The organism is Streptomyces sp. NPDC042201, assembly GCF_055582185.1.
Genome location: NZ_JBVJDS010000021.1, coordinates 81,545 through 89,513 on the forward strand (window position 1 = coordinate 81,545; position 7,969 = coordinate 89,513).

The window sequence follows — 7,969 nt, forward strand, 5'->3', positions numbered from 1 at the left end:
GACGCGGAGACGGGCATGGAAGCGGACAGCGGTACGGAAGCGCGGACGGGGTCCGGGCGGCAGATGGAGCTGCCGGAGGACCGGTACGCGGCGGAGCTGGCGTTCCTGGCGTCGTACGACGAAGGACCGCGGCCACCGAGCTGGCGGCTGACCCCGCGCGCGGTGGTGCTGTTCGTCTGCGGCTCGGACGGTCGGCCGCTGCGCTCGGCGGACGGCGGACAGCTCGTCGTGTCACGGAAGTTCGTCGGCGACCGCGCTCTGGTGGAGCGGTGTGTGGTGACGCTGGCGGGGGAACGCGGGCTGCTGCTGGTCGGCGAGCCCGGCACGGCCAAGTCGATGCTCTCCGAGCTGCTGTCGGCCGCGGTGTGCGGCAGCAGCACCCTCACCGTGCAGGGCACGGCGGGCACCACGGAGGACCAGCTGCGCTACGGCTGGAACTACGCGATGCTCCTGGCCAAGGGGCCGAGCCGGGAGGCCCTGGTGCCCTCCCCCGTCCTCACGGCCATGACGCGCGGCGCGGTCGCCCGCGTCGAGGAGGTCACCCGCTGTCTGCCCGAGGTGCAGGACTCGCTGGTCTCGCTCCTGTCGGAGCGCCGGATGTCCGTGCCGGAACTGGCGGGCGGGGACAGCGGTGACGGCACGGTGCACGCCGTGCCCGGCTTCACCCTGATCGCCACCGCCAACCTCCGGGACAAGGGCGTCTCCGAGATGTCCGCCGCCCTGAAGCGGCGGTTCAACTTCGAGACGGTCGGCCCGATCGGCGACCTCGACGCGGAGACGGAACTGGTGCGCGGCCAGGCGACGGCGGCGCTGGTGCGCGGCGGGGCGACGTTCTCGGTCGATGACACGGTGCTCGAAGCCCTCGTCACCGCGTTCCGGGATCTGCGGACCGGGCGCAGTGCGGAGGGCTGGGAGATCGAGCGCCCCTCGACGGTCATGTCGACGGCGGAAGCGGTCCATGTGGCCACCTCGATGGGGCTCGGCGCGGCGTATCTCGGCGACGGCCGTGATGTCGTCCGCACGCTGCCGGGCCATCTGCTCGGCACCGTACGCAAGGACGACCCGGCCGACCACGCACGCCTGCTGGGGTACTGGGACGGTCCGGTACGCCGCCGAGCGGAAGCCGGTGCGCCGCTCTGGCGGACGCTGTGGGAGCTGCGCGATGAGCTGGGATGAGCCGGGGGCCGGGCCGGGCGAGGGGTCTCCGCCGGCCGCGCTGGCCGCACTGGCCGGATGCCGGGAGCCGTATCTGATCGGCGTACGGCATCACTCCCCGGCGCTGGCCGCGGCCGTACCGGCGATGCTGGCGGAGGCGGCGCCGGAGGTGCTGTTCGTCGAGCTGCCGGAGGAGTTCGCCGACTGGCTGCCGTATCTCGCCGACCCGGCGACGGTGCCTCCGGTCGCCCTGGCGGGCAGCCGGGGCGACGCGTCGGGCGGCCTGGTGTTCCTGCCGTTCGCGGAGTTCTCCCCGGAGCTGGCGGCGATCCGCTGGGCGCGGGACGCGGGGGTGGAGGTCGTTCCGTTCGATCTGCCGCTGGCGGCGAGGGAGCCGGACGACGGCCCTGAACCGGCCGTTGAGCCGGTTCCGAGCCCGGGTCCGGATCCGGCTACGGCTACGGCTACGGCGGGCGGGACGCTCACCGCCGCGCTGCGGGCGCGCGCGGGAGGGCGGCCCGGGGACGATCTGTGGGACCGGCTCGTCGAGGCGACCGCCCCCGGCTCCGGCGCCGAGGCGCTGCGGCGGGCGGCGCTGCTGGTCGGCTGGGCCCTGCGATCGGATTCGGGTGCGATCGACCCGTACGACCTGCGGCGCGAGGCGAACATGCGGCGCCGGCTGGCCGAGCACGAGGGCCGGCGTGCGGCGGCGGTGATCGGCGCGTTCCACGCGCCCGCGCTGCTGCCGGGGGCGGCGGAGCCATGCGTCGCGGGCGGGCCGGCCGGTGCCACGGCCGCCACGCCGGGCGGTACGCCGTCCCGCGCGGGCGCGTCCGTCGTCACCTCGCTCGTGCCGTACTCGTACGCGCTGCTGGACGAGCGGTCCGGCTACCCGGCCGGGATCAGGGATCCGGAGTGGCAGCGCGGGGTGCATCGGGCCGGGGGCGATCCCGCGCTGCTGGACGATCTGCTGACGGCGACCGCCGTCCGGATCTGTGCCGCCGTACGGGACGCCGGACATCCCAGCGGGCCGGCCGACGCCCGTGAGGTGGTCCGGGTGGCCCGGGATCTGGCGACGCTGCGCGGGCTGCCCGCCGCAGGGCGCGGGGAGCTCGCGGAGGCGGCGCAGACCGTCCTCACCCAGGGGCAGTTGTTCGGCCGGGGCCGGGTCGTGGCCGCCGCCATGGAGAAGGTCCTCGTCGGCGTACGGCAGGGGCGGCTCGCCCCCGGGACACCCCGTTCGGGCCTGGGACCGGCCGTCGAGGCGCTGCTCGGCGAGCTGTCGCTGCCCACCCCGACGGCTCCCGCCCGCCGGGAACTCCGCCTCGACGCGCACCGCGGCGATCTGGACCGGCGCCGTGAGGTGTGTCTGCGCCGGCTCGCGGTCTGCCGTGTTCCGTACGGGGAGGAGGGCGACGTGGCGGGCGTGGGCGACGCCGCCCCACTGACCACGCGCTGGGCCGTGGCCTGGTCCCCTTCGACCACCGCGATGCTCGATGTGGCGGGCGTGCACGGGGTGACGCTCGATCAGGCGGCGGCCGGGATGCTGCGGCAGCGGCGTGCGGCCGAGCGCCGGCTCGGCGGGCCGACCGCCGCCGAGGTGCTCGCCGGTCTGGAGGAGGCGGCGCGCTGCGGGCTGCCCGCGCTCGCCGTGGAACGGCTGTCGGAGACCGCAGAACTGCTGCCCGCGTCCGGCACCCTGCCGGAACTGCTGGGCGGGCTCGCCCTGGTGGACCGGCTCGCATCCGGTCATCTGCCGGGGCTCCCGGCGATGTGGGAACGGGACGCGCTCGGCGCGGCGTACGAGTCACTGGCCGCCGCCGGGGTCCGCGCGCTGGACGGGCTGGCGGGGTCCACCGACCCCGCCGACGCGCGTGCGCTGGTCTCGCTGGCCGACCGGGCGGCCGCGGCGCTCGGCGGCGGCCTGCGGCTCGACGCCGCGCTGGCCCGGCTGGATGCAGAGGCCACCCCGCTGATCCGGGGCGCGGCGGGGGCGGCCCGGGTGCTGCTGGGGCAGCGGGACGCGACGGAGTTCGGCACCCGCCTGGCGTCCCGTGTGGACAGCGCGACGACGCCCGCGCTCCGTGCCGATCTGGCCGGATTCCTGCGCGGGGCACTGCTGGCGGCGGGCCCGCTGCTGGAGACGGGCCGCGCGCTGGACCCGCTGTTGGAGCGGATCGAGGCGCTGTCCGACCGCGACTTCCTGGACCGGCTGCCCACGCTGCGAGGGGGTTTCGACACACTCTCCCCCGCGGCCCGTGCCCGGCTGCTCGCCACGGTCGAGGACCGCACGGGCCTCGCCACGGGCACCCTCCCGGGACCGCTGAAGGACCCCACGGCTCTGGCCCTGCTCGCCGCGGCGGATCTGGCGGGCCGGGAGGCCCTGGCGGCGAGGGGACTGGACGCGGGGACTGCGCCGCGGGAGCAGCCGCGGAACCGGTTGGAGGCGCCGCCCGACGGGCTGCCCGGGCAGGGACGCGCACCGCTGGCCGGCGGTGGGCTCGCGGTTCGGGCAGCCGCGCCCGTGGCAGGACGGGATCTCACACCCGGCGAGCGGTGGCGGCTGCTGCTCGGGCGGGGGCGGGGGCTCACCGGAGGCGCCGCCCGGATCGCCGGCGCGCTCGACGAGCTGTACGGATACGGGCGGGGCGAGGGCGCCCGGGGCGAGGAGGGGGCCGGCGGAGGTTCCCGGGGCGGGGACGGGGCGTCGTATCCCGATGTCCGTTCCTGGTCGGAGGAGTTGTCCGCCCTCTTCGGACCCGGTGTACGCGAAGAGGTGCTCGCCGCTGCCGCCGACGCGGGCCGGTTCGACGCCGCCCTGGAGCTCGACCCGGCGTCGGCGCGGCCGTCCGTGGAGCTGCTCCGTACCGTCCTGTCGTACGCCGGCGGCCTCCCCGAGCAGCAACTCGCCCGGCTGCGGCCCCTGGTGGCACGGCTGGTGGCCGAGTTGACCGAGGCGCTCGCCAACCGGATGCGCCCCGCGCTGACCGGGCTCTCCCATCCGCGCCCGACCCGCCGCCCCGGCGGCCCGCTGGATCTCGCCCGTACGCTGCGCGCGAATCTGGCGACCGCCCGCCGCGATCCGGACACGGGCGCCGTGACGGTCCTGCCCGAACGGCCCGTCTTCCGTACGCGCGCCCGCAAGGCCGCCGACTGGCGGCTGGTCCTGGTCGTGGATGTCTCGGGCTCGATGGAGGCCTCGACGGTCTGGGCGGCGCTCACCGCCTCCGTACTGGCCGGTGTCCCGGCGGTGAGCACGCACTTCGTCGCGTTCTCGACCGAGGTGCTCGACCTCACCGATCAGGTCGAGGATCCGCTGAGCCTGCTGCTGGAGGTCCGGGTCGGCGGCGGTACGAACATCGCGCGCGGGCTGCGCCACGCCCGTGAGCTGGTGACGGTGCCGTCCCGCACGCTGGTCGTGCTGATCAGCGACTTCGAGGAGGGCGGCCCGGTCTCCCCGCTGCTCACGGAGGTACGGGCGCTGGTCGACGCGGGGTGCCATGTCCTGGGCTGCGCCTCGCTGGACGACGAGGGACGGCCCCGCTATTCGGTCGGCGTGGCGGGCCAGTTGGTGGGGGCGGGCATGCCGGTCGCGGCGCTGAGCCCCCTGGAGCTGGCCCGTTGGGTCGGCGAACGCGTAGGAGGTGCACACCGATGACGGACTCCGCTCCGGTACTGCCGCCGGTGACCGCCGAGGTGGCGGCAGCCGCGCTCGATCTGCTCCCCGCCCGGCTGCGCAAACGCGTGGACGGGGCGGTCGCGAAGGCCGCCGTCTGGCCGGTGGAGGCCACCGCGGACGGGGTCCTGGTCCGTGTCGCGGAGGACACGGCGGTGACCTTGAAGATCACCGCCGGGATCGTCGCCGCCGCAGACGACGCCGTGTGCGGCTGTCTGCTGGCACCGGCCTGTCTGCACCGCGCGGCCGTTCTGTCGAGCGCACCGCTCGCGGTGGAGCAGGAAGACGAACAAGAAGGAGAAGCAGAAGAAGAGGAGCCCGGGGAGCCGTCGGGCGCGGAGGAGTCCCCTGCACCCGTCGCCTCCGGACTGCCCACTCCCGCTCAGTCCTTCGCCCTCGGCGCCCTGCGGGACGCCGTGACGGCCGTCCTGGTCGCGGGCGTCTCCGGTTCCGGAGCGGTCCACCGGGCCGAGCTGCTCCATGCCGCGCACTCGGCGCGGCTGGCCGGGCTGCACCGCCCCGCCGCCACCGCCGTGCGGATCGCCCGGCAGCTGGGCGAGGCCCGTTCCGACGACCCGGGGTTCCGGCTGTCCGATCTCTCGGCCGGGCTGGCGGAGCTGCTCGATCTGGTACGGCGCCCGGCCGAGGCCCTCTCCCCCGCGCGCCGCGCCTACCGGCCGGAAGGGCCGCTCCGGCTGTACGGCCTGCTCACCGAACCGGTGGTGACCGCGTCCGGATACGCGGGAGCCACCGCGTACGCCCTCGCCCCCGACCACACGCTCCGCACGCTGTCGGATGTCGCTCCCGGTGGACCGGACCGCGCGCTCCAGGCTTCGGGTACACCGGTGCCGGGCGGCTGCGCCCTTCCGCTGCGTGAGTTGGGCGACGGCGGCGGGGTCGTCCTCACCGCGCCGACCGTCTCGCCGGACGGCCGGATCGGTGGCGGCGGTCAGGTCCGGTCCGTACGGGCCACGGGCGCGGGGTGGCACGAACCGCCGCTCGCCGCCCTCTGGGAGCGGCCACCCGCCGCCCAACTGGCCTCGGCGCTCGGCTGGTTGGCCGAGCCGGCCGACGCCCGTACGGCGGGTGGCGATCTGCTCTTCCTCGACGGCACGGTCACCGGCACGGGCTTCGCCGTCACGGCGGGCCCCACACTGCGGCTGTCGGCGCCGGACGAACGGCCCGAACTCCCGTACAGCGAGAACCTCCAGCTGCTCGCCGGCCGCCCCGGACTCACGCTGCGGCTGATCGCGCGGGTCGTCCCCGACCGTCCCGACCGTGTCCAGCCGCTCGCCGCGTCCTGGACGGGCCATGACGGCGAGCCGGTCCGCGCGGATCTGGGCCTGCGGCGGCTCAACCGCGCGCACATACCGGCCGGTCCGGCCGCGCCGGCGGGGGCGCCGGCTCCACCGGTGGCCGCCGCGCCGCCCGCGCTCCCCATCGAGCTGGATCTTCTGCGCCGGACGGTGGACCGCGCGGTCGCGGGAGGCCGCCCGGTGTCCGCGGCGTCGGCGGACGGCGAACTCCCGCGCCGGCTGCGGGCCGTGGGCCTCACCACCGGCGCGCAGCGGGTCCAGGCACTGGCGGAGGCCGCCGCGGACCGCCGCCACGATGTCCTGGGCCGACTGCTGCCCGCCGATCCCGAGGGCTTCGCGCTGGCCTGGCTGGCCGCAGCGGTCTACGCGTCGGCGGCGGCCGAATCGCTGCTGCTGGCGGCCTGGTCCTCGCCGGACATATCCGTGAACTGATCGGCCCCGCCGATCGTCGTACAGGGAGATAACCGGGGAACCACGATCCCGCCAGGGGGGACCATGCCGCTACCGAAGCTCAAGCTGTCGCGCCCACGCCTACGCTCGGGTCTGCGTCTGCGTCTGCGTCTGCGTCTGCGTCTGCGTCTGCCACGACTGCCGCGCACCCGGCGCGGGCAGCGCCGCGCCGTACAGGCCGTCGTGCTGGGGTGCGTGCTCGCGCTGACGCCCGCGACCTGGATGCACGCCGTCGCCGACAGCCGCGTCCGTACGGTCGCCGACATCCCGGCCGGGGACGTCGCCGTGGTCTTCGGCGCGGGACTGCGGTCAGGACGGCCGACGCCGTATCTCGCGCACCGCCTCGACGCGGCCGCCGAGCTGTATCGCGCGGGCAAGGTGACGGTCGTCCTGGTCACCGGGGACAACAGCCGGGTGGAGTACGACGAGCCGGACGCGATGCGGACGTATCTCGTCGAACGCGGCGTGCCGGACGGACGGATCGTCAGCGACTACGCCGGGTTCGACACCTGGGACTCCTGCGTACGGGCCAGGAAGATATTCGGGGTCGAGCGGGCGGTGCTGGTGACGCAGGGGTTCCATGTCCGGCGCGCGGTGGCACTCTGCCGGGCGGCGGGCGTCGAGTCGTACGGCGTCGGGGTCACCGAGCCGCACGACGTGACCTGGTACTACGGCGGGATCCGGGAGATGTTCGCCGCCGGCAAGGGGACGCTCGACGCCGTGCTGCGCCCCGATCCCAGATTTCTGGGTCCGGTGGAGACGGGGGTGACCGAGGCACTGGCGGCGCGCGGGACCGGCTGACCTCGCCGGGCGCTCCGTACTCCTCCAGCTCGTCGAGTACGCGGAGCAGTTCGCCGTACGCCCCCGGCGCCGCCGTCACCAGCTCGCCGACGATCGTGCCGGGAGCCTCGATCGCGTACGGATAGCCGGGTCCGTCATACAGGAGCGCTCCCCCTCACGCCCGGTCCTCATGGTGCGACGGTCTCCTCCGTGAGCCACGCCAGATACGCCGTGCTGCCCCGCACACCCCGCACGCTCCCTATATGCGGGTGCTGGACGCGCTCACCACCGATATCAAGGCGGGGAAGATCGGTCCGGGCGAGCGCATCCCGTCAGAGTCCAAGCTGTGCGAGCGGCACAGGGTGGCCCGGGAGACCGTCCACCGAGCGGTCCGGGTTCTGCGCGAGCGGGGCACTGTGCGGACGGAGTGGGGGAAAGGGACTTTCGTGGTCGGCCCCGCAGAGCCGGCCCGCGAAGATCGACCGGACAGGGCCTAATAGGGCTTTGTTAGCTCTCTAGGCAGGTGGTCTTTCTGGTGGTTTCCTGCTGGTATGAGGGCAGATGAACTCGCGGTGTGCAGAAGCCGGTTGGA

5 protein-coding genes and 1 pseudogene are annotated in these 7,969 nt (G+C 75.3%); 5 read left to right on the forward strand and 1 reads right to left on the reverse strand.

Going from position 1 to position 7,969, the window contains the following annotated elements; translation table 11 throughout:
* The first annotated feature begins 15 nt into the window (after positions 1–15).
* From ACZ6MZ_RS33505 to ACZ6MZ_RS33520, 4 genes are all read left to right on the forward strand, one after another.
* Positions 16–1,176: an ATP-binding protein gene (locus ACZ6MZ_RS33505; RefSeq protein WP_469356314.1), complete on the forward strand. Its 1,161-nt coding sequence runs from the start codon at positions 16–18 to the stop codon at positions 1,174–1,176.
* Positions 1,163–4,813: a vWA domain-containing protein gene (locus ACZ6MZ_RS33510; protein WP_469356302.1), complete on the forward strand. Its 3,651-nt coding sequence runs from the start codon at positions 1,163–1,165 to the stop codon at positions 4,811–4,813. The genes ACZ6MZ_RS33505 and ACZ6MZ_RS33510 overlap by 14 nt, the downstream gene beginning before the upstream one ends.
* Positions 4,810–6,579 carry a hypothetical protein gene (locus ACZ6MZ_RS33515; RefSeq protein WP_469356304.1) on the forward strand — a complete coding sequence of 590 codons (1,770 nt, stop codon included), beginning with the start codon at positions 4,810–4,812 and terminating at the stop codon, positions 6,577–6,579. The genes ACZ6MZ_RS33510 and ACZ6MZ_RS33515 overlap by 4 nt, the downstream gene beginning before the upstream one ends.
* Before the next feature lie 63 nt (positions 6,580–6,642).
* Positions 6,643–7,398 (forward strand): SanA/YdcF family protein, encoded by a 756-nt coding sequence (locus ACZ6MZ_RS33520; protein ID WP_469356306.1) that lies wholly within the window; start codon positions 6,643–6,645, stop codon positions 7,396–7,398.
* A gap of 1 nt (position 7,399) precedes the next feature.
* Here the strand turns inward: ACZ6MZ_RS33520 and ACZ6MZ_RS33525 are convergent.
* Positions 7,400–7,549 (reverse strand): annotated as a pseudogene (locus ACZ6MZ_RS33525) (gamma-glutamylcyclotransferase family protein); the annotation flags it as partial.
* Between the two features lie 91 nt (positions 7,550–7,640).
* On the opposite strand from ACZ6MZ_RS33525, the gene ACZ6MZ_RS33530 reads away from it, so the two are divergent.
* Complete coding sequence (locus ACZ6MZ_RS33530; protein WP_469356308.1) at positions 7,641–7,874, forward strand: winged helix-turn-helix domain-containing protein; 234 nt, start codon at positions 7,641–7,643, stop codon at positions 7,872–7,874.
* Positions 7,875–7,969: the final 95 nt, after the last annotated feature.